This is a genomic window from Woodsholea maritima DSM 17123, assembly GCF_000382325.1.
Classification (GTDB): domain Bacteria; phylum Pseudomonadota; class Alphaproteobacteria; order Caulobacterales; family Maricaulaceae; genus Woodsholea; species Woodsholea maritima.
This window is the reverse complement of the sequence record NZ_KB908060.1, coordinates 154280-175051: the sequence shown is the minus strand read 5'-3', so window position 1 is coordinate 175051 and position 20772 is coordinate 154280. Positions and strand designations below refer to the sequence as shown.

Annotated in this window: 19 protein-coding genes; 10 read left to right on the top strand and 9 right to left on the bottom strand. The window is 54.7% G+C overall.

The features are described from left to right. Positions 1 to 44: 44 nt before the first annotated feature. Complete coding sequence (locus tag H151_RS0112865; RefSeq protein WP_019962075.1) at positions 45 to 1523, bottom strand: leucyl aminopeptidase; 1479 nt, start codon at positions 1521 to 1523, stop codon at positions 45 to 47. 222 nt (positions 1524 to 1745) lie between these two features. On the opposite strand from H151_RS0112865, the gene H151_RS0112860 reads away from it, so the two are divergent. From H151_RS0112860 to rsmA, 6 genes are all read left to right on the top strand, one after another. Further along, on the top strand, positions 1746 to 2891 hold the full coding sequence (locus tag H151_RS0112860) for an LptF/LptG family permease (protein ID WP_019962074.1): 1146 nt from the start codon (positions 1746 to 1748) through the stop codon (positions 2889 to 2891). Beyond that, positions 2888 to 3988, top strand: coding sequence for an LptF/LptG family permease (locus H151_RS0112855; RefSeq protein WP_019962073.1), 1101 nt, complete (start codon positions 2888 to 2890; stop codon positions 3986 to 3988). The genes H151_RS0112860 and H151_RS0112855 overlap by 4 nt, the downstream gene beginning before the upstream one ends. A 74-nt stretch (positions 3989 to 4062) precedes the next feature. Beyond that, entirely contained in the window at positions 4063 to 6318 is a 2256-nt protein-coding gene (locus tag H151_RS0112850) for an LPS-assembly protein LptD (protein WP_019962072.1), read from the top strand. A 79-nt stretch (positions 6319 to 6397) separates the two neighbouring features. Continuing rightward, entirely contained in the window at positions 6398 to 7636 is a 1239-nt protein-coding gene (locus H151_RS0112845) for a peptidylprolyl isomerase (protein ID WP_019962071.1), read from the top strand. Continuing rightward, positions 7636 to 8631 (top strand): 4-hydroxythreonine-4-phosphate dehydrogenase PdxA, encoded by a 996-nt coding sequence (gene pdxA, locus H151_RS0112840; RefSeq protein WP_019962070.1) that lies wholly within the window; start codon positions 7636 to 7638, stop codon positions 8629 to 8631. The genes H151_RS0112845 and pdxA overlap by 1 nt, the downstream gene beginning before the upstream one ends. Positions 8632 to 8640: 9 nt before the next feature. Beyond that, a complete protein-coding gene (gene rsmA, locus H151_RS0112835; RefSeq protein WP_019962069.1) occupies positions 8641 to 9495 on the top strand; it encodes a 16S rRNA (adenine(1518)-N(6)/adenine(1519)-N(6))-dimethyltransferase RsmA in 855 nt (284 codons plus the stop codon). Positions 9496 to 9524: 29 nt separating this feature from the next. Here the strand turns inward: rsmA and H151_RS0112830 are convergent, their stop codons facing one another. The 8 genes from H151_RS0112830 to fabD all read right to left on the bottom strand — a co-directional run bounded on the left by H151_RS0112830 (position 9525) and on the right by fabD (position 17557). Continuing rightward, positions 9525 to 11444: a S9 family peptidase gene (locus H151_RS0112830; protein ID WP_019962068.1), complete on the bottom strand. Its 1920-nt coding sequence runs from the start codon at positions 11442 to 11444 to the stop codon at positions 9525 to 9527. Positions 11445 to 11514: 70 nt separating this feature from the next. Beyond that, positions 11515 to 12192 (bottom strand): guanylate kinase, encoded by a 678-nt coding sequence (gene gmk, locus H151_RS0112825; RefSeq protein ID WP_019962067.1) that lies wholly within the window; start codon positions 12190 to 12192, stop codon positions 11515 to 11517. After that, the gene (locus H151_RS0112820) at positions 12182 to 13075 is read right to left on the bottom strand and encodes a YicC/YloC family endoribonuclease (RefSeq protein WP_019962066.1); all 894 of its coding nucleotides are present in this window, start codon (positions 13073 to 13075) and stop codon (positions 12182 to 12184) included. Before H151_RS0112820 ends, gmk begins: the two co-directional genes overlap by 11 nt. A 21-nt stretch (positions 13076 to 13096) precedes the next feature. Beyond that, complete coding sequence (gene mltG / locus H151_RS0112815; protein ID WP_019962065.1) at positions 13097 to 14134, bottom strand: endolytic transglycosylase MltG; 1038 nt, start codon at positions 14132 to 14134, stop codon at positions 13097 to 13099. Between the two features lie 17 nt (positions 14135 to 14151). Continuing rightward, entirely contained in the window at positions 14152 to 15441 is a 1290-nt protein-coding gene (gene fabF, locus H151_RS0112810) for a beta-ketoacyl-ACP synthase II (protein ID WP_019962064.1), read from the bottom strand. A 14-nt stretch (positions 15442 to 15455) separates the two neighbouring features. Further along, on the bottom strand, positions 15456 to 15692 hold the full coding sequence (locus H151_RS0112805; protein ID WP_019962063.1) for an acyl carrier protein: 237 nt from the start codon (positions 15690 to 15692) through the stop codon (positions 15456 to 15458). Between the two features lie 177 nt (positions 15693 to 15869). Beyond that, complete coding sequence (gene fabG, locus H151_RS0112800; protein ID WP_019962062.1) at positions 15870 to 16607, bottom strand: 3-oxoacyl-[acyl-carrier-protein] reductase; 738 nt, start codon at positions 16605 to 16607, stop codon at positions 15870 to 15872. Then, positions 16607 to 17557 carry an ACP S-malonyltransferase gene (gene fabD, locus H151_RS0112795; protein ID WP_026354007.1) on the bottom strand — a complete coding sequence of 317 codons (951 nt, stop codon included), beginning with the start codon at positions 17555 to 17557 and terminating at the stop codon, positions 16607 to 16609. The genes fabG and fabD overlap by 1 nt, the downstream gene beginning before the upstream one ends. 316 nt (positions 17558 to 17873) lie before the next feature. Between fabD and rpsF the strand changes: the two genes are divergently transcribed. From rpsF to H151_RS0112775, 4 genes are all read left to right on the top strand, one after another. Then, entirely contained in the window at positions 17874 to 18233 is a 360-nt protein-coding gene (rpsF, locus tag H151_RS0112790) for a 30S ribosomal protein S6 (protein ID WP_019962060.1), read from the top strand. 12 nt (positions 18234 to 18245) lie between these two features. Further along, on the top strand, positions 18246 to 18497 hold the full coding sequence (gene rpsR / locus H151_RS0112785; RefSeq protein ID WP_019962059.1) for a 30S ribosomal protein S18: 252 nt from the start codon (positions 18246 to 18248) through the stop codon (positions 18495 to 18497). 13 nt (positions 18498 to 18510) lie between these two features. Then, a complete protein-coding gene (gene rplI, locus H151_RS0112780) occupies positions 18511 to 19095 on the top strand; it encodes a 50S ribosomal protein L9 (protein ID WP_019962058.1) in 585 nt (194 codons plus the stop codon). A gap of 190 nt (positions 19096 to 19285) precedes the next feature. Further along, on the top strand, positions 19286 to 20770 hold the full coding sequence (locus tag H151_RS0112775) for a replicative DNA helicase (protein WP_019962057.1): 1485 nt from the start codon (positions 19286 to 19288) through the stop codon (positions 20768 to 20770). The last annotated feature ends 2 nt before the right edge of the window (positions 20771 to 20772 follow it).

The window sequence follows — 20772 nt, the reverse complement described above, 5'->3', positions numbered from 1 at the left end:
GGAGTTCACCCCCGCCCGCTTTAGAGGTCTTTTAAACCAACGTCTTAGTTTTCGTAGTAATCGCGCACGAAACGATCGAGCAGGCGCACGCCATAACCTGTACCAAAAACCGGCTGGCGCGGATCTTTGGATTTACCGTTCATGCCGGTGCCCGCGATGTCGATATGGACCCAAGGGGTTTTGTTGACAAAGCGCTGAAGGAATTGCGCGGCCGCGATAGAGCCCGCCAAACGCCCCTCACCCATATTTTTCATATCGGCGATTTTACTGTCGATCTGACGATCATAGGCCTCGCCCAAAGGCATGCGCCATACGGTCTCGTCACTGGCCTTACCGGCTTTATCCAAACGCTCGGCCAGCTCATCATTATTGGAGAAGATCCCGGCATGCTCTTGACCCAGGCTGATCAAGATCGCCCCGGTCAAAGTGGCCAAATCAATGATGAATTTCGGCTTGAAACGATCTTGTGTATACCACAGCGCATCGGCCAGAACCAAACGGCCCTCAGCGTCCGTGTTCAAGATTTCAATGGTTTGACCGGACATCGAGGTGACGATATCGCCCGGACGCTGGGCATTGCCATCAGGCATGTTTTCAACCAAGCCAATCACACCGACGGCATTGACCTTGGCTTTACGCCCCGCCAGCGCCCGCATCAGGCCGACCACAGCGGCAGACCCGCCCATATCGCCCTTCATCTCGTCCATGCCATCGCCCGGCTTCAAAGAGATGCCGCCGGTATCAAAGGTGACGCCTTTACCGACAAAGGCGAGCGGCTGCGCGTCTTTATCCTCAGCGCCATTCCAGCGCATGATCACAATCTGTGATTCGCGGATCGAGCCTTGGCCCACACCCAACAGCGCGCCCATGCCCAGTTCGAGCATTTCCTCTTCGCCCAGGATTTCAACCTCTAAGCCTTCGCCTTCCAACGCCTTGGCGCTATCGGCATAGCTTTCAGGGTGCAGCATGTTCGGCGGCGCCATGACGAGATCACGCGCCAGCTCAACCCCATCGGCGACAGCGGCCCAATGGGCCTCCCACTCAGCCTCAGCCTCACCTACCTTGGGCGTGATAATCTGAACAGAATTGAGCGAAGGCTTCTTGTCATCTTTCAATGTGGTGCGGAATTCATCATAGCGATACGCGGCCAGACGTGCGCCCAGGCCAGCGCGCGCTGCACAAGCGGGCTCATCGCTATCGATATTGATGCTGACCAGGCTGACACCGCTTTCAAGCAAGGTCTTAACGACGCCAGCCGTGCAACGCTCAATCAAAGTGGCATCGACCTTGGCCTGATCGCCCAAACCGAACAAAACCACGCGGCCCGTTTCCAGATTGCTAGGCGCAACGATTTCTAAGGTCTGGCCCACGGCTCCGGTAAAACGCGACGCCTGGATGGCACGATTGATCTGGCCGGAAGTTGATTCATCCAAACGTTTTGCAGCCGCGGACAAAGTTTTGCCCGAATAGACTGGGACAGCTACGGCGTCGCCGGTAGGGGCGGCAGAAAACTGAATTTTCATCGAAACAACCTCTTTTGAGTTTTATGAAACGGGCCAAATGGGGTGGCCCCAAGGGGATTAGATAGGCGCGCCGAACCACATGGTGCAAGGGGGAAGCCGAACCGGACTGAATTTGGTCCACACCTAAAGATGGATTTTACGCGAAAGATGTCACACGCCTAGTGGTATCTGATTGCGAGGCAGGTTAGAAGGCTTCGTATACACGAGACTGTTTCGGTGCAAATGTCGATTTTACAACGCTATTATTTCCGCCAAGCCCTGTGGCCCTTTTTGACTGCGATTATCACGCTGTCGGGCTTGGCGATCTTGACGCAGAGCTTGTCGAATTTCGACCTGATCTCCAGTCATGGCGAAAGCGCGTTGATTTTCTTCTGGATTACGCTGTTGGCCATGCCGCAACTGATCTCCTTGCTGATTCCCATCGCGCTCTTCATCGGAGCAATGATGGCGTTCAACCGGATGAGCGCTGAGTCTGAACTGATCGTCGGGGCTGCGGCAGGAATGAGCCGGATGCAACGCATCTCCCCCATTTTGCGCCTGGGTATTTATGTCTTCTTGGCCAATCTCGCGATCAATCTCTTTATCCAACCGCTGGCCTATCGCGAGATGCGCCGCGTCGTCTATGAAGTGCGCACTGACATCGCCTCTAGCTTTATGCGTCCGGGGGAATTTGTCCCCCTTGGCGATAATGTGACTTTCTTTGCGCGCGCGGTGACCCCCAATGGCATCATGGAAGACGTCTTCATCCAGGATGGGCGCGGTTCCACCAGTTCCAGCTATGCCGCCAAAGAAGGCTTTATCGCGCAAACCGATTTTGCCCCCGTAATGCGGCTCTCCGATGGCGTTTTGACCCAAATTGATGAGCAAGGCCATCTCAGCGATCTAACCTTTGAGACTTATGAATTTGATCTCACTGGATTTATTGACATCACTTCGACCTTTTACTTCAAGGAAAGTGATCGCTATCTGTCCGAGCTTTTAGACCCGCGCCAAACCGATATTTTGCGCGCAGGCGGTAAAGCGCCTTTGTTTGCTGAGGGTCACTATCGCTTGGCTTCACCGCTTTATAATCTTGTGTTTGTGCTCTTCGTTGCGGCCGTTTTTGTCGGCTCAGAGCACCGGCGAACGGGTTATAGCCAATTGATTATTCTGGCCGGGGTCTTCGCCTTATTGCTCCGCCTGGTCGGCTTTGCGGTGCAATCGGGCGCCACAGATGAAACCGATCTCAATGCTTTGCAATATGGCATACCCCTTCTCGGCGCGGGCCTGGCAATCTGGCGCATTACCCGGCCACGGCGCAAACCCAAAGGTCTCGAGTGTGGCTTCGACCCTGCCTCAGCCCCTCAAACACCGGAGACGCGCTCATGATTGTGTCGCGTATTGGGCGTTACCTCGCAGTCCAAACACTGACCGGCATTATCGGGGCGTTTGCCGTCATTGCTTCAGTTATTTTGCTGATTGACTTCGTCGAGACCTCTCGCGATGTCGGCACCCGCACCCAGATCACATCGTTGGACGTGGTGGGCATGACCTTGTTAAAGGCCCCGCTGCTTTTACAAGATACCTTACCTTTCGTCGTTTTGTTCGGGGTCTTATGGGCGTTCTTCAGCCTCAATCGCCGCTCCGAGCTTATCGTTCTTCGCGCATCGGGTTATTCGATCTGGCGCATGATCGCCCCGCCTTTAGTGCTGGCCGGACTGATTGGCCTTTTCGCGATGATGGCGCTCAACCCCTTAGGTGCCGCCACAAATGCCGCGTTTGAACGCGTGCGCGATACCGCCCTTAATGGTCAGGCCAGTGACGATGTGGTCGGTTCTGACCCAATCTGGCTACGCGAGCGCACCACTCAGGGCTATATCATCATTGGGGCTGAGCGATTAGGTCCTGATGGCGTCACTTTAGAACGCCCGGTTTTCAATATTTATCGCACCCAAGACGGCGCCCCGGTTCTGGAACGGCGTATTGATGCGCAATCGGCTCGATTAAGCCCCAGTTTCTGGATTATCGAAAACTCGATTGAACGTCGTGTTGATACAGCGCCTTTAGAAATCTCCACCCTAACGCTGCCCACAGCCATCGGCCGCCAAGCCCTGTTTGAGCGCGCGCGTACCCCTGGCGGGGTATCGTTTTGGCGCTTACCCAGCGTGATCGCTTCAGCGACCGAAGCCGGTCTATCTGTGCGCGCTTATCAACTGCAATGGCATAGCCTTTTGGCGCTCCCGCTTGTTTTAATGGCTTCAGCCCTCATTGCCATTGCCGCAACCTTGCGCCTTGTGCGCTTAGGCGGTGCCGCCGCCTTCGCCCTTACCGGGGGCGCGGCGGGTTTCATTTTATACTTTAGCCAAGAATTGCTCATCAGCCTGGGTCAGGCCGGCACGTTGAGCGCCTTTTCCGCAGCCTGGAGCACCCCGATCCTCTTCAGTTTGGCCGCACTTTACTACATAGCCACAACTGAGGACGGTTGAGTGATAGACGATAGAGAGATCCTCGGTTAATGATGTGTTTATCGCTGACCCTAAACTCTGGGGCCCCACATCCTATGTTTGGCCAAACGCTCAAAGCTTTGATGACCAGCATCGCCCTTGGGGTGATTACGCCGCCGGTGATGGCGCAAGCGCCCGCCTCTGGCGAAACATCCTCGCCTGAGGATGAACGGATTTATCTTGAATCCGACACCCTGACCCAAGACAAAACCCAAAATCTTTATATTGCTGAGGGCAATGTCTATATTGAATCGGGCCTTCACCGGGTGCGCGCCGACCGGGTTGAGTATAACCCTGAAACCGGGCGCGTGCGCGCAATTGGTCATGTCGAGTTTTATCAGGCTAATGAACCCGCACAATTTGCCGATGAAATTGAGCTTAATGAAGATTTGAGCGAAGGCATCGCGCGCGGTTTTGCCACTTTAATGGAAAACAACGCCCAGGCCGCCTCGGCCTTTGCTTTGCGCCATGCGGATGGAACGACGGAATTATCAGGCGCGTATTACACCGCCTGTCAATTGTGCGAAAATGATCACGATCATCCCACTTGGCGCCTGCGCGCCAGACGGGTCATTCAAGATAAGAATGAGGAAATGATCTACTACCGCGATGCTCGGTTGGAAATTTTCGGCGCTCCGGTGCTCTACACCCCCGTATTCGCGCACCCTGATCCATCTGCCACCCGTAAATCTGGCTTCTTAATTCCAGATTTCGACCATTCCAAACGCCTTGGTGCAGTTTTACAAGTGCCTTACCTGTGGGTTATTTCGCCCAATCAGGATTTGGTCATCGCACCGCGCTATATTCAAGAACTCAACCCTTTGATTGAGTTTCGTCACCGCAAGCGTTTTTACTCCGGATCCATCCGCGGTGAATATTCAATCACGCATGAACAAGAATTTGCCGATGCCGAGCGTCTGCGTGAAAGTCGTTCTCCCTTTGCTCCCCCGGCTGATATTACGGGGCTTTATAAATATGGTGAAGAGGAAACCCGCTGGCATGCCTTCGTCGAAGGTCAGTTCAACCTGTCGCGCAATTGGCGATGGGGGTTTGGCCTGCAAGAAACTTCCGGCGATCTTTATCTGCGCCGCTATGACTTTGATGAAGAACCCCAGTTTGAAACTGGTCTGGTTAAGGCCGAAAACCGTCGCCTGGTCAGCCAGATTTATCTTACAGGACGCAGTGAAACTTATTACACGAGCGCTTTAATCGCGCGCTATCGCAGCCTCGTCGAAAAAGAAAACGATGACTCCCTGCCACAAATGCTACCCGTTCTTGAAGCCCATACTCAAATCGGCTTGCCCCATTGGATGGGCGATCTCAATGCCCAGAGTGCTTTTGCCAATCTGATACGTGAAGATGGCGATGATTACACCCGCGCCAGCTTAGGTCTTGACTGGTCTCGTCCGACTTATCTATGGGGCGGCATTCGCATGAATCCGTTCTTAATGGGCCGCCTTGATGCCTATAAAATCACCGATGTAGACTTAAATGGTGCTCAGGACGATCAAAACATGACCCGTCATCTGGGCGCGGGTGGAGTGGATATCCGCTATCCGTTCATTCGCCCGACACAATGGGGTCATGTTATTATATCTCCGCGTATTCAAGCACGAATTTCAGGCGGTTTAGATGATAAATTCCCCTCTATCTTAGAAGATAGCACCAGTCTTGATCTCGACCGCTCCACCCTTTTCGCGCGTCAACGCGCCGCAGGCTATGATGTCTGGGAAGATGGCGCTTACCTAGACTACGGTGTTGAAGCCAGCCTCACCCATTATGCCTGGAACACTGACGTAGAAATCTTTGCCGGTCGCAGTTACCGCATGGAAGGCGATGCAACCTTCTCCGCCGCCTCGGGCTTAGAGCTCAGCCAATCGGATTATGTCACCGAGCTGTCGGTGAATACAGGGCCATTTAATGTGAATGCCCGCGCGCGGATTGATGAAGACAGCAACGACCTTAACCGCCTGGATCTCAATACCGGGCTCAATGTGTGGCGAGTGTCATTCAATGCCACCTATACGCGTCAGGCCGATGACGATGCGCCCTCCGGGCGCCGACTAGAAGAAATAATCGGGGCTCTCAATGTCAAGCTCACCGATAATTTCTCCACCGGTTACCGTCTGACCCATGACTTAGATAAAGACAATACCCGCAAGCAACAGGCCCATATCACCTATCGCGACGAATGTTCTGAATTCAAAGTGATCTGGGAACGCGAAAACTTCCAAATCGGCGATCTTGGCCCAACTTCGTCCATAAAGTTCCGATTTAATCTCTACACTTTGGGTGGTTTCAACGGTGAATAAGACAATTGCAGTACCCGGTCATTGCATCTGCGGCTCCGTTAGGTATCTTCGCTAAAATTTCAAGTTGGGCAGGGTCTCCATGGCGTTAAAAAAAATCTACGCGTTCGCTTGTTTAGCCTGTAGTGCATTTGCGCTTCTTTCAAATGCGCAGGCACAACAGGTCGAAGGCATCGCGGCCATTGTAAACGATAGTCCGATCACGACCGTAGATGTGCGCAATCGTATGCGCTTGATTCTTGATGCGGCCTCTGTTCAGCTGAGTGAAGAAGCCCTGCAGCGCGTTCAGGAACAAGCCCTTGATGGCCTTGTTGATGAAACGCTGCAATTACAACAAGCCCAGGAATTTGATCTTGAAATCGATGCCGGCGAAGTCGATGCCGCGCTGTCTGATATCGCGGCGCGTAATGGCTCGACCCTCGAAGAGATCAGCCAAGAATTAGCCCAATCCGGGGTAGATGTTGAAACACTGCGCCAACAAATTCGCGCTGAGATCGCGTGGCAAACCCTGGTTAACGGGCGTTATCGCTCGCGCGTGCGGATTTCAGATCAACAAATTGATCTCGCCTTGCAGCGCTATGCCTTAAGCGCGGCTCAGACACAGTACCGTGTCGCTGAGATTTTGGTTGAAATCCCCAGTGCAGGCAATGAAGAGCAAGCCATTGGCGTTGTGCGCGCCATTTATGAGCAGCTTAATCAAGGCATTCCCTTCCCAGCCCTGGCTCAGCAATTCTCCGATGCGCCGTCCTCCTCCACGGGCGGGGATACAGGTTGGCTCACCACAAGCCAGATGCGTCCGCAAGTGCTGCAAGTTGCCCAGCAAATGCAATCGGGACAAATCTCCAACCCGATCCGGGTTCCTGGTGGCGTCATGATCATCGCGGTTATTGATAAGCGCGAAGGTCAATCGGTTGAGCAATATACACTTAAACAAGTCACCCTCACCCCGTCGAATATTACCCCGGAGCGTCGTCAGGCACTGACCCGCGCCCTGGGTCGCCTTGAGGGCTGCGACAGTGTTGAAGCCACATTGGGCGCGGTTGATGCCGCGATCGTCACCGATCTAGGCCAAATCAGCGCCAATGCGTTGATCCCACAGGTTCGCAATGCCTTAGCGGATTTGGAACCCGGTCAAGCCAGCGCGCCGATGGAAACCGCGGCCGGTATTCAGTCTTTCATTCTGTGTGATCGCTCCATCGGGGGGCCAGGCGTCCCCTCGCGCGAACAAATTGAAGATCAATTGATCGACCAGCAAGTTTCATTGTTAGCGCGCCGCTGGCTGCGGGATTTACGCCGCGACGCTGCGGTCATCTACCGTTAATGCCCAAGGCTCTTGCCCTTTCTTTAGGTGACCCTGATGGGATCGGTCCTGAGATTGCGGTAAAGGCCTGGAACGCCTTACGTGAAGACCCCCACGCGCCCCGCTTCATTGCGATTGGGGCGCGTAATGCTGTAGAGGCCGCGTGTGCGCTTCTTAAAGTGCCTGCACCGCAAATTTTGGAACACTGGGACGATATCGAAGCGGTTTTTCCCGAGCGCCTACCGCTCCTGGCTCTGCCTCGCGCAGAAGGCCCTAAAGGCAGCGCCGAAGTCACCATCGCGGCCATAGAGCGCGCGGTGGGCTTGACGTTAGATGGCCAGGCTAGCGGCGTGGTTACCTGCCCCATTTCCAAGGCACGTCTTTATGAGCAGGGCTTTCGCCATCCCGGTCATACCGAATTTATCGCGCAGCTTTGCCAGAAGACCCCCTATACAGGCACACCAGGCCCCATCATGATGCTGGCCGCGCCGGAATTAAAAGTCACACTGGTGACGATCCACCTCTCCTTAAAAGACGCCATTGCCGCCTTAAGCCCAGATCTCATCACCCGCACGATCCGCATCACCCATGAGGCGCTAAAGCGAGATTTTGGCCTCGCGAACCCGCGCATTGCTGTTGCCGGGCTCAACCCCCATGCCGGTGAAGGCGGGGCCTTGGGCCATGAGGATGAGGCGATCATTCGTCCCGCGATTGAGGCTTTGCGCGCTGAAGGTCTAGAGGTCTTTGGCCCCTTACCGCCCGATACGATGTTCCATACTGAGGCCCGCGAACGCTATGACGCCGCCGTGTGCATGTATCATGATCAAGGGCTGATCCCGCTCAAAACCCTCAATTTTCATGGCGGGGTTAACACCACTTTAGGCTTGCCGATCGTGCGCACCTCACCCGATCATGGTACAGCCTTTGATATTGCCGCTCAGGGATTGGCCCGCGCCGACAGCCTGATTGCTGCGCTGCATCTCGCCCAGACCATGGCCGACAACCGTTTACGATAAGAAGACCTGATGAGTGAAGATCGCCTGCCCCCCTTACGTGATGTGATTGCGCACCATGGCCTGGGGGCCAAAAAAAGCTTTGGTCAGCACTTCCTGCTGGATCTCAATTTGACGGGTAAAATTGCCCGTCAGGCTGGCGATTTGCGCGCGCTGACGGTTTTTGAAATTGGCCCTGGACCGGGCGGTTTAACCCGCGCCCTGCTGGCCCAAGATGCCAAACAGGTCATTGCCATCGAAAAAGATCCCCGCTTTTTGGATGCGCTAAACGAGGTTTCTGAAGCGTTTGATCATCGCCTGAAAATCTTAGAAGGCGATGCGTTGGAGGTGGATGAGCGCGCGCAGGCAAGCGATGATGGCCCCTTCGCGATTGTCGCCAATCTTCCCTATAATGTGGGAACCCCTTTGCTGATCAAATGGCTGACTGCGGACCCCCTGTGGTGGCAAAGCCTGGTCTTAATGTTCCAGAAAGAAGTCGCAGAACGCATCGTCGCGCGTCCAGGCGATAAGGCCTATGGCCGCCTTGCGGTCATCTCAGCGGCGCGCACCAAGGCGCGCTATGCCTTCACCGTTCCCGCCCGCGCCTTCACCCCGCCGCCCAAAGTCGATAGTGCGATTGCGGTTCTTGAACCATTACCCGAAGATCAACAGTTCAAAGACTTGGATGCATTGGGAATTGTCACCGAATCGGCCTTTGGCCAGCGCCGTAAAACCTTGCGCAAAAGCCTGGCTCAAGCCGCCACGCAGATCCGCATAACTCCGGATGAATGGCTGGCAAAGGCTGAAATTGAGCCCAGCCGGCGTGCCGAAACCTTGACCATTGAAGAGTTTTTCACCCTCGCACGGCTTTGGCGAGCAGCGCGCTAGGCTGCCGCCTTGGCCGCTTGTCCTTGCGATTAACGCCCCTGTTGTTTGAGATATGTGTCAAGGAAAGAAACATAGGCTTGCGAGGCTGCGATCTTATTATCGCGATTTCTAAAGCCATGACCTTCATCATCAAAAAGAAGATACTCTACCGTTGCGCCATTGGCGCGCGCGGCCTCAACTAATTCATCACTCTCCACTTGCAGCACACGAGGATCATTGGCCCCTTGTACGACCAAAAGGGGTTTCGTGATGTTATGGGCGTGAAACAGCGGTGAAATGGCGTGATGCCGTTCTGCATCACTCGCAGGGTCCCCCATCTCATCATAAAGCGCTTCTTTAAAACTCTCCCACCAGGGTGGGATCGATTGTAAAGTACGCACCCAATTCGTGACACCAAAGATATTAATGCCAACATCAAATTCTTCGGGATGAAAGGTTAAGGCCGCTGCCGTGATAAAGCCGCCATAAGACCCCCCAATGACCCCTACTTGATCATCACGAACCCAGTCTAACCCGCGTAAATACTGCCCGCCCGCTACGATATCGCGCAGATCTTCCTCACCATGACGGCGATCATCCATGTGGAAGAAAGTTTTGCCATACCCAGAAGACCCGCGATTATTTACAGCATAAATCGCGTAACCATGATTGACGAGATGTTGGATGGCCGCTGAATACCCGACGCGACTTTGCCCTCCAGGCCCACCATGGACCCAGACCAGTGCAGGAACGGGATGATCTGCACTCGCGCCCAAAGGTTTATACATAATTCCAGGAATCGTCAGTCCGTCAAAGCTTTGAAAACGAACCACTTCAGCTTCTACTAAGTCCTCAGGGGTGATCGCTGGATTTAGTGCACTCGTAAGCTTATGAGCCTCCTCTTCACCTAAGACATAAGTGTAAATATCTGAAGGTGATTTTGACGAGCCAAGTGTAAATGCGATCAGGCTTTCATCTTTATTAAAACGCAAGCTGCCCATATCACCTTGCGGCAAACTTTCAGGTAAGCTCAATGGCTCACCCGTTTGGAGATCTATTATTGTGACCTCAGTTATCCCATCGGCATTTATACCACTGATACGATATCGACCCTTTGGGGAATACGATACAAAAGACACATCCCATGGGGCAGTGAGATAAGCCTCACGCTCGCCTGTATCCAACTGATAAGACCACGCTGAGTTAAACTCCCCATATTCATTGGTGGCATAAATCAACGCAGAACTGTTAGGTGAGAAAGTGTAAGCACTATGGGCAATATTGCCTTCATGCGCCGTAATCAAATACGGTTTTTTTTCAGCACTTTGTAAGTCGACAATATAGATATCGCTATCGGCGGAAGTTCGGCTTTTATCTAAAGCAAGCCAGCGTTCATCCGAACTCATAACGGACAAGCTCATTGCCTCGGTATTTTCAAAAACCAAGACCCGTTCAAATCCATCCAAGCTTACATGATACAGATCCATGGCCTGAGGGTCACGCGCATTGGATTCCATCCAAAATCCTGCATCGGCTTTATCCCACCCCCGAAAAAACGCACGGACATTCTCTCCCGGCGTTAAATCCTCAAGCGTTCCATCTTCATGACGCACAAAGATATGATAAAGCTCGTCCCCACCGCCATCAGCCATAACTAAGATACGATTATCGTGCGGAAACCAGCTTAATGCATTATGGGCGGTTGTTTCAGATGTGGTCAACGCAGTGCGCTGGCCTTCCTCAACATCGACCTTATAGGCATTATAAATACCGGTTTGATCTGAGGTGATCAGCAGGTCTCCCTCATCATTAAAGGCATATCCAACACTGGCAGGTAGAATAAAGGACGTCGTTTGAAAAAAAACCTCTGCGTCATACACTTGGCTTGGCCCTTCTTGGCTTTGCGCGTAAGCGCCAGTCAAACCCACACTCGCCATAGCCAGGGCGCACGTCATTAATGTCAATTGCATTGCTCACTCCCCTTAATTATTTTTCTATCTTGATAGGTTTATGAGGAGAGGCAAAGGAAAATTAATCGCTTTAAGATCGACGCGGCGGTAATTCTTCTTTCATCAGCGCTTCGACGAAACCTTCCACCCAGGGGTGGCGGATGCGTTTGAAGCGTTCTGAATGCAGAACTAGATCCAGTTTTTCCAGCGCCCGGGCAAAGTCATCATTGATGATGACATAATCATATTCGTGCCAATGCGAGATTTCCTCGCGCGCGCGTGCCATACGGCCCGTGATCACTTCATCACTGTCTTGGGCGCGCTTATCCAGGCGCTGGCGCAACATCGCCATGGACGGTGGCAGGATAAACACCCGCACCACATCATCTGGCGCGGCAGCGGCCAGGGAACGTGCACCCTGCCAATCAATATCAAACACCAGATCACGCCCATCATTGAGCGCATCTTCGACCGTGTCCTGCAAGGTGCCGTAATAATGGTCGAACACCTTGGCCCATTCATAGAAATCTCCGGCTTCAATCTTGGCCTTAAACTCATCCTCGCTGAGGAAATGGTAATCAACGCCATCCACCTCACCTGGGCGCGGCTTGCGGGTCGTGGCCGACACAGAGAGCACCAGATCGGGGTTTTGCGACAACAAACGCTTGGCTAAAGTCGTCTTTCCCGCCCCTGACGGCGAAGACAAGACAATCATGACACCGCGGCGTTTACCGCGCCAGACAGGTCCGCTTAATCCATCACTCGACATTTTGAATTTGCTCCCTGAACTGATCAATTGTGGCCTTCAAGGCCAGGCCGATATCGGTTAAACCAATATCTGCGGATTTCGAACATAATGTATTGGCTTCGCGGTTAAATTCCTGAGAGAGGAAATCCAGCTTGCGCCCGATGGGTGAGCCCTTGGCCAACAGATCACGCGCGCTGGCGATATGGGCTTTTAGCCGATCAATCTCTTCACGCACATCCGCCTTCACCGCCAAGGCCGCCGCTTCAACCGCGAGGCGGTCTTGATCCAGGCCCTTGGTCAAAAGCTCATCAAACTTGGCCTGAACCCGATCGCGCAGACGCTCGCTCTGACCAGCCGTATGGGTTTCAGCGCGCGCCGTCAGGCTCTCAATCTCATCAATATGGCCCAGAAGAACGGGGCTCAGCGCACGGCCTTCGGTTTCGCGCGCCTCTTTAAGCGCCTTGAGCGCTTCGGCCAGGGAGGCGAGGATATGTTGATCAAGCGCTTCACTTTCCAACTCTTCGCTTGCCTCGCCGTCATCAGCGATAATGACGCCCTTTAGGGCTAGCAAACCATCCAAGTTCGGCGTCAGAGCCAAGCCTTCATCGACCAATACCTGACCGGCTTCGGCATAGGCGCGCAATTGGTCGATATTGATGCGATAGCGCCCCTCACCGGTCTCGGTTTGCAAGGTCAGCGTGGCTTGAAACGATCCGCGTGAGAAGACGGTTTTCAGCAAGGCCCGCAGGGGATTATCCAGCCGGTCAAAGCCCTGGGGCAGACGTGCGCGCACCTCCAGCCCCTTGCCGTTGACGGATCGAACCTCCCAGGTCCAGGCATAAATATCAAAATGGGCACTGGTCCGGGCAAAGCCGGTCATGCCAGACAAAGATGTATCGGTCATAATGGTCTAACGCGTTGAGGGTTAGCGGCGTTGGCGCTCAATACGACGCCATTCGCGTACATTGCGCAAGTGTTCATTATAGCGCGCGGCAAAGGCATGCCCGCCCGTGCCATCGGCCACGAAGAAAAGATAATCGCTCTGCGGTGGGTTTAAAACAGCCGCAATGGCCTCGGCCCCCGGATTGGCGATCGGTGTCGGGGTCAGGCCCACGACATGATAGGTGTTATAGGGGTTGGCGGCGTTATCAAGCTCAGACCGGCGAAGACCACGGCCCAAAGGCTCGCCTTGCGTGATGCCATAGATGATGGTCGGATCACTTTCCAAACGCATACCCCGGCGCAGGCGATTGACGAACACGGCGGCCACTAAAGGACGCTCTTCTGCCAGGCCGGTTTCCTTTTCCACGATGGAGGCGAGAATGATCGCCTCTTCGCGGGTGGTGAACGGAAGATCTTCCGCGCGCGCGTCCCACAATTCATCCAGCAGTGCACTTTGTGCGGCCTGCATACGGTTAAGCACGCTCTGGCGCGCGGTGCCGCGATCGACCATATAGGTCTCCGGCAGCAATGTGCCTTCAGCAGGGATGTCGCTAATCTCGCCGGTCAGAACTTCAGCTTCGTTCAAGATCCGCACAATCATGGCCGAGGTCAGTCCTTCAGCCAGAGTAATCGGATGCTGAATGATATCGCCTTCGCGCAAAATTCGATAAATCTCAGCCATCGAGGCCCCGGCGGGGATAGCAAATTCGCCCGCGCGAAGACTACGCTCGCCGCCCTCCAGGGTGATCTTTAAGCGAAAAATCCGTGCATCACTGATCAAGCCCTCGCCCTCAAGATCTGAGGCGATAGCAATCAGGCCCTTACCGCGTTCGGAGAGATAGATTGTGTCATTTTGGGAGGGGCCTTCAGCTTCAAACTGATAGCCCAGCCAGGCATAGCCCCCGATTACGGCCCCACCGGCGGCCAAAGCCAGGCCGATGAGGACCATAAACGCGATCACCAAAAGCTGCACCACATTGAAACCCTTGCGGGTCTTTTCAGGTTGAGGCTCTTGGCTCATGGGGTCTTGCCTATCGTTTAGTCAACGGCCTTGAAAACCACTGACGCATTGGTCCCACCAAAACCGAAGCTGTTAGAGAGCGCAGCTTTCACCGGCTTCGTAACGGCTTTATGAGGAGCCAGATTGATTGATGTTTCAACCGATGGATTATCAAGATTTAGCGTCGGCGGGCAAACGCCATGTTTAATGGCCAGCACCGAGAAAATCCCTTCAATCGCACCTGCAGCGCCCAGCAAATGGCCCACCGCAGACTTGGTCGAGCTCATCACCAGATCATTGGCGCACTCACCAAACAGACGCTCAACGGCGCGCAGTTCGATCTCATCGCCCTTCGGCGTAGATGTCCCGTGCGCGTTGACATAGTCGATATCCGAGGCGCTCAGGCCTGCGCTTTTCAACGCCGCTGACATCGAACGGAAACCGCCATCACCATCTTCTGCCGGTGAGGTAATGTGGAACGCGTCCCCTGAAAGGCCATAGCCAGCCACTTCGGCATAGATGGTCGCGCCGCGGGCCTTGGCACTTTCATACTCTTCCAGGATCATAACCCCAGCGCCCTCACCCATGACGAAACCATCGCGGTCTTTGTCATAAGGGCGTGAACCCGCTTTAGGATTATCATTAAACCCGGTCGATAGCGCGCGTGCCGCGGCAAATCCGGCCAAGCCTAAGCGGCAAATGGCGCTTTCCGCACCGCCGGCCACCATCATGTCCGCATCACCATAGGCGATCAGACGCGCAGCATCCCCAATGGCGTGCGCCCCGGTTGAACAGGCCGTCACCACCGAATGGTTCGGGCCTTTCAAGCCGTGCCGGATCGAGACCTGACCGGAAGCCAGATTGATCAACATGGCAGGGATAACGAAAGGAGACAGCTTACGCGGTCCGCGCTCATTCAAGAGCACAGAGGCGTCATAAATGGTTTGAAGCCCGCCAATGCCCGAACCGATCAGCACGCCTGCGCGATGCTTGTCCTCTTCGGTTTTGGCTTCCCAACCTGAATGGGCCAGCGCTTCATCCGCTGCGGCAATCGCGTAGAGAATAAACTCATCAATACGCTTTTGCTCACGCGCAGGTAGAACCGCATCGGGGTCGAAGGAGCCCTCGATCTCGGGACTACCGCCATTGCGGCCATCCACACGAGGTACGATCCCGGCAATCTGACAGGAAATATCCTCAACTTCAAAATGCTCGATGCGGGAAAGGCCCGACTGACCAGCGATCAGTCGGGACCAAACGATATCCGTCCCGCAACCAAGCGGCGTGACCAGACCTAGGCCTGTGACAACGACGCGGCGCTTCGTCATGGAATATCCTGGCCTTAGCCTTGCTTCTCAGAAATGAATTTTACCGCAGCACCCACAGTTTGGATGTGCTCAGCGGCATCGTCAGGGATCTCGATGTCGAATTCTTCTTCGAAAGCCATGACCAGCTCAACATTGTCCAAAGAATCAGCGCCGAGATCGTCGGTGAAGCTGGCTTCTTCGGTAACTTTGTCGGCGTCCACGTCCAGGTGCTCAACAACGATTTTCTTTACGCGCTCAAGAATGTCAGACATTTCGGACCCTCTATTTTTACTGTATCACGGCCCCAATGGCCGCTTGGGTTTATGGTCGGGGGGGTGGGCCCGAAAGGCCATCCCAACCCCAGGATGGGCGGGCTGATACCACGCTTATCAAGACGATGCTAGCAGCCCAACTGACGAACACGACATCACAAAGGATGTCAATGAACCTTAGATCATGGCCATTCCGCCATTGACGTGCAAGGTTTGACCGGTGACATAACCGGCTTCCTTACTCGCCAGATACACAACCGCAGAGGCAATATCGCCGCCCGTACCCAGATCACCGGCTGGGATTTTGGCGAGAATCGCGCCGCGTTGCGCATCATTTAATTCGTCGGTCATGGGCGAGGCAATAAAGCCCGGCGCCACACAATTGACCGTCACCCCGCGTGAGGCGACTTCCTGGGCCAAAGCCTTTGAAAAGCCGATCATTCCCGCTTTTGAGGCGGCATAATTGGTTTGACCGGGATTACCTGTCACACCCACAATAGAAGTAATGCCGATAATACGGCCCCAACGCGCCTTCATCATACCGCGCATGGCCGCCTTACACAGGCGATAATGAGCCTCGAGATTGACCTTAATCACGGTCTCCCAGTCCTCATCCTTCATGCGCATCAACAACTGGTCGCGGGTCACACCGGCGTTTGACACCAGAATATCCAGCCCGCCCAGCTTTTCCGAGGCCAAACCCGGCAAAGCATCAACGGATGCCGAATCAGACAGGTTACACGGCGCAATCACCGCGCGCTCGCCCAGCTCATCGGCCAGGGCTTGCAATTTCTCTTCGCGCGTTCCAGACAGCGCGACGTGTGCGCCCTGGGCGTGAAGGGCTTTGGCAATCTCGCCGCCCAGACCGCCGGTTGCGCCGGTGACGAGGGCTTTCTTACCGGTTAAGTCAAACATTATGCCTCTCCCTTCAAGGTCTTTGCGAAACTTTCTAAATCTGCCGCTTCGTTGAGCGCAACCCCTTTTGCACCCTCGGTGGTACGTTTCAGCATCGTCGTCAGGACTTTACCCGCCCCGGCTTCGGCCAATTGCGTGATGCCCTGATCAACCATCCACAAGACCGATTCGCGCCAGCGCACCTTGCCCGTGACCTGCTCAACCAATTGCTGGCGGATGGCCTCTGGATCGCTCACCGAAGCGGCCGACACATTGGTCACGACCGGAACTTTAGGCGCATTGATGGTGGTATTGGCCAAAGCCTCAGCCATCGCATCGGCGGCCGGCTGCATCAAAGCACAATGGAAAGGGGCGGATACAGGCAAGGGAATCGCCTTCTTCAAGCCCTCGGCCTTGGCTGCTTCCATCGCAGCCTCAACGGCGGCCTTCGCGCCAGAGATCACGATTTGACCAGGCGCATTATCATTGGCGATCTGAACCGCGCCGTGCGCTGAGCCCGCCGCCACCGCGCGCAAGGCCAGATCTTCATCAGCCCCCAGCAGAGCCGCCATCGCGCCTTCGCCCACAGGAACCGCCTTCTGCATGGATTGACCGCGTAGCTTTAAGAGCTTTGCCGCATCTTCCAAAGAGAGAGCCCCCGCCGCGGCCAGCGCAGAATATTCACCCAATGAGTGACCGGCCACGAATTTCGCCGCACTCACATCAACGCCGAACTCAACCTCCAGCGCGCGCATGACGGCGATAGAGCTGGCCATCAAAGCGGGCTGGGCGTTTTCCGTCAGGGTCAGGGTTTCAATCGGGCCGTCCCACATGATCTGGGAGAGATTTTGGCCCAAAGCCGCATCGACGCGCTCAAACACCTCACGCGCACTGGCAAAAGATTCGGCGAGCGCCTTGCCCATGCCCACGGCCTGCGAGCCCTGGCCTGGAAAAATAAAAGCTAAAGTCATAAAGTCCTCCCCGATCTGGCTTGGCTGTAACATTTCATCTTCCGATAGACCGCGATCACCCAAACTGGCAAGCCTTGACCTGACAGCTTTGCCACAATCGGTGCAAAATGACTGCGAAACAAGGCCATTACAGCCCTTCGCGCTTGCCAGAGCCCTCTCACTCCTATATACGGCGCGCTTTCCGCATGGATTGCGGTCTGATGGGACGCAACGCTTCGGCAGGGTGCCGGATCGGTCTTTTCAGAGCCATCGCTTATGAACGACGCAAACCCTTCGCCGTTCAATGCGCCGCAATCAAAGGATGAAGGGAGCCGAAATGGCCTTTTACGAACACGTCTTTATTGCGCGTCCGGACCTCGCTCCAGCGCAAGTTGAAACCGCTTTAGAAGAGATCAAAGCTTTGATCGAAGAAAAAGGCGGTAAAGTCGGCAAAACCGAGTATTGGGGTCTGCGCACGCTGGCCTATCGCATGGATAAAAACCGCAAAGGTCATTACGGCCTGGTGGATATGGAAGCCGATGCGTCAATCCTCGAAGCCATCGACGTTCGTCAGCGTTTCTCTGACGATGTCATCCGTTACTTGACGATCCGCCTTGACGAGCTGCCTGAGGGTCCATCTGCGATCCTGCGTAAGGGCGAAGAGCGTCGCCGCGGCCCTCGCGCACCACGCAATTAAGGGGAAACACTTATGGCTGATGCAATTTCAAACATCCCTGCCCGTCGCCCCTTCGCGCGTCGTCGCAAAGTCTGCCCATTCTCAGGTGAGAGCGGTCCAGTCATCGACTATAAAGACATCAAGTTGCTGCAACGCTTCTTGTCTGAGCGTGGTAAAATCGTTCCAGCCCGCATCACTGCGGTCTCAGCGAAAAAACAACGTGAGCTAGCTCGTGCCATCAAGCGCGCGCGTTTCATTGGCCTTTTGCCATACGCAATGGATTAAGGGAGATCTACCCATGCAAGTTGTTCTCCTCGAACGTGTTGAAAAACTGGGCCAAATTGGCGATGTCGTCAATGTAAAGCCTGGCTATGCGCGTAACTATCTGTTGCCACAGGACAAAGCCCTGCGCGCAACGACGGCCAATCTCGAGCGCTTTGAGCGTGAGCGTGAAGCGATCGAAAAACGCAATGCCGAGCGTGCTGAACAAGCGCGTGACCAGGGTCAACACCTGGACGGTGCGTCTTTCACCATGATCCGTCAGGCTTCAGAAACCGGTTATCTCTACGGTTCTGTATCGGCCCGCGACGTTGCGGACATCGCCTCTTCTGAGGACTTTGCCGTTCGCCGCTCAATGGTGGATATGCAGACTGCGCTGAAAACTCTGGGCGTACACGAAGTTCGCCTGGTGCTTCACCCAGAAGTGTCTGTCACGGTGACCATCAACGTGGCGCGCACCCCTGAAGAAGCTGAGCGTCAATTGCAAGGTGAAGACGTGATCGCAGCCGCCGCTGAAGAAGACCGCGCTATCGCGGACGCTCAAGCCGCTGAGCTGGAAGAAAACGCGCACCAAGACGATGGTTTCGATTCAGACGACGAGTAATCGTCTCTCTTTCAAACCTATGGAATAAGGCGGACCTGGCTAGGTCCGCCTTTTCTTTTATGAATTGCCAATATTCCCCGCTGTTTTTCACAGGTGGAAAAGCCATCTGTTGAAAACTAGCTGTGCGCAAATGCTCGCCTAGAAATTTCAAGCCTCCCATAACAGTTAGGGATTTGTTAAATTTATTACCATGACCGCAGACCTCTATGATCCCGCTCTCGAGCCCCAAGACGATCCTCATGCCCCGCCCCATAATATTGAGGCTGAGCAAGCCTTCCTAGGGGCTCTTCTCTATGAGAATGAGGTCTATCACCGGGTTGCCGACTGGCTGCGGGTAGATCATTTCTACGACCCCGTCCATGGCCGGATCTTTGAAGCCTGTACGGAATTGATCCAACGTGGCTCGCTGGCTGATGCGGTGGTGTTGAAAAACCGGTTTGAGCGCGACCAAGGCTTACGCGAAATTGGCGGCGCGGCGTATCTTGCCGATTTGATGCGCGATAGCCCAGATCCGGCTTCCGCGCCGGAATATGCCCGATTGGTCTATGATTTGGCGCTGCGCCGTCAGCTAATCCAGTTGGGCTCTGAAATCCAAAAAGACGCAAGCGATTCAGGCGTCAGCACCCAGGCCCGCCAGCTGATCGAGCATGCCGAGCGCTCCCTCTTCCGTCTTGCCGAAAGCGGCTCCACCTCCAAGGGCTTCGTCGCCTTTAAAGACGCGCTGGCGGATTCCGTGGAAATGGCCCATGCCGCGTTCAAACGCGGCGGCGGTCTCTCTGGGATTTCTTCCGGGCTTAAAACTCTCGACGCCAAGCTGGGGGGCTTGCACCCGTCTGACCTTCTTATTCTGGCCGGGCGTCCCTCTATGGGGAAAACTGCGCTTGCGACCAATATCGCGTTTAACATCGCCAAAGCCTATCAGGCCGAGGAATTGCCCGATGGCACGCGCAAAACCGTCGCCGGCGGCGTGGTGGGGTTCTTCTCTTTGGAGATGTCTGCCGAACAGCTCGCCACGCGTTTGATCGCGGACCATACTGGAATTTCCGGCTATCTGATCCGCCAGGGTAAAATTGACGCCACGCAATATGAAGATATTCGCGACGCCGTGACCCAGATCCAGACCATCCCGCTGTTTATTGATGACACCGGGGGCATTCCCATCGGCTCTCTGGCTGCGCGCGCGCGCCGCTTAAAGCGCACCCATGGGCTGGATCTGATTGTCATTGACTATCTTCAACTGGTCACGGCCTCTGCCAAGTCCAGCGGCAGTCGGGTGGAAGAGGTCTCCGAAGTCACCATGGCGCTGAAATCCTTGGCCAAAGAATTGTCAGTGCCCGTCATCGCCCTGTCGCAGCTGTCACGCAAAGTCGAAGAGCGCGATGATAAAAAACCGCAATTGTCGGACTTGCGCGAATCCGGTTCGATCGAGCAGGACGCCGATGTTGTGCTATTTGTCTATCGCGAAGCCTATTATTTAGAGCGTTTGGAGCCTAAAGAAGGATCTGAAGAGCATCTCAAATGGGAAGATGAGATGCGCGACATCCGCAAAAAAGCGGAAGTCATTATCGGGAAACAGCGCCACGGGCCTATCGGATCGGTGAAACTTGCCTTTGACCCAGACACAACCAAATTCTCCGATCTTGCCGAAAGCGAACGCTACGAATCCTCCTATTAAAC